General features: G+C 37.8%; 1 protein-coding gene. It reads left to right on the plus strand.

Going from position 1 to position 1,441, the window contains the following annotated elements; all coding sequences use genetic code 11:
• The first annotated feature begins 152 nt into the window (after nucleotides 1-152).
• Complete coding sequence (locus O9323_RS10315) at nucleotides 153-1,376, plus strand: RNA-guided endonuclease InsQ/TnpB family protein (RefSeq protein WP_288125055.1); 1,224 nt, start codon at nucleotides 153-155, stop codon at nucleotides 1,374-1,376.
• Nucleotides 1,377-1,441: the final 65 nt, after the last annotated feature.

Genomic DNA, 1,441 nt, shown 5'->3' on the forward strand with positions numbered 1-1,441 from the left:
TATGCAAAAAAAGCAGCAATAAGTTATCGAACGGCTTGGAGGTGGTGGAAACAAGGGAATTTAACAGGCTATCAATTGCCTTCTGGTACAATTATCACAACGGATGACAACCCTTCAAAACCCGACGCTGAGTTAAAAGACAACGGACAATAATGTTAGTAGCCAAAAGACACATTATCAAGAAAGGACATCGATTTTGGGCTGAGATAGATAATTTATCTTGGCAGTCTAAAAATCTTTACAACTCAGCCAATTATTTAATCCGACAAAACTTCATTTATGGTCATGGCTATTTGACCTATAATCAGATGGCCTCTCTGATGCAAAAGACAGAACAGTATCAAGCTTTACCCGCTAAAATTTCTCAACAAGTTTTAAGAGGATTAGACCAGAACTGGAAATCATTTTTTGCCGCTTCATCGGAGTTTAAAAGTCACCCCGATAAATTTCTGGGAAAACCCAAAATCCCTAGCTATAAGGAGCCAAAAAAAGGAAGAAATCTCTTAGTTTACACGATTCAAGCCATCAGCAAAGTAGGTCTTAAGCAAGGGTTAGTCAAGCTATCAGGTACTTCAATTGCGTTGCCGACGAGAGTTGCGGAGCGCCTAGCAGAAGTCAGAATAGTTCCTAAATGTGATTGTTATGTAATCGAGGTAATTTATGAGAAAACTGAACAGTTCTTAGCTCCTAATGACAAGATAGCTGCGATAGATTTAGGCATAGATAATTTGATGGCTGTAACTTCAAATCAACCGGACTTTATCCCTTTGTTAATTAATGGCAGACCGTTAAAAAGCCTGAATCAATTTTATAACCAACGTCGAGCTAAGTCACAATCTCTGTTCAAAGGTAATCGTCAAAGTTCCCAGAGGATTCGCCGTTTAACTCGCTGTCGAAATCAGAAAATAGATGATTATCTTCATAAAGCTAGTCGTTATTTGGTTAAGCTCTTAGTTGACCAACAAATTACCACTTTAGTAATTGGGAAAAATGACGGTTGGAAACAAGAGGTAAACTTAGGGAAAGTCAACAATCAAAAATTTGTGACCATCCCTCATGCTCGATTAATTGACATGATTATTTATAAATGTCAATTAGTAGGAATCAAAGTGATTATTCAAGAGGAATCCTATACCTCAGCTTCTAATTTTTTGAATTTAGAGCCGCTACCAGTGTATGGACAAACAACTGAAAAGCCAGTGTTTTCAGGAAAAAGGATTAAACGAGGGTTATATCGCACAGATAAGGGGATTCTGGTTCAATCTGATGTCATGGGTTCCTACAACATTTTGCGAAAAGCATTCCCAAATGCGTTTAACCGCTATGGGATAGAGAGGTGCGTAGTTCACCCAAGGAGAATCAATCTCTCGAAGTAAAAGTGAAGGGAATTTCTGAAATGGAATTCAGTCTGTCTATATTTGACTATACTTTTACTAACTAT

Source organism: Microcystis sp. LE19-131.1A (assembly GCF_027532015.1).
GTDB lineage: Bacteria > Cyanobacteriota > Cyanobacteriia > Cyanobacteriales > Microcystaceae > Microcystis > Microcystis ichthyoblabe_A.

Bases quoted from the DNA above. Each gene is read 5' to 3' on its own strand.
- O9323_RS10315 (WP_288125055.1), top strand. From the start codon at position 153: ATGTTAGTAGCCAAAAGACACATTATCAAGAAAGGACATCGATTTTGG.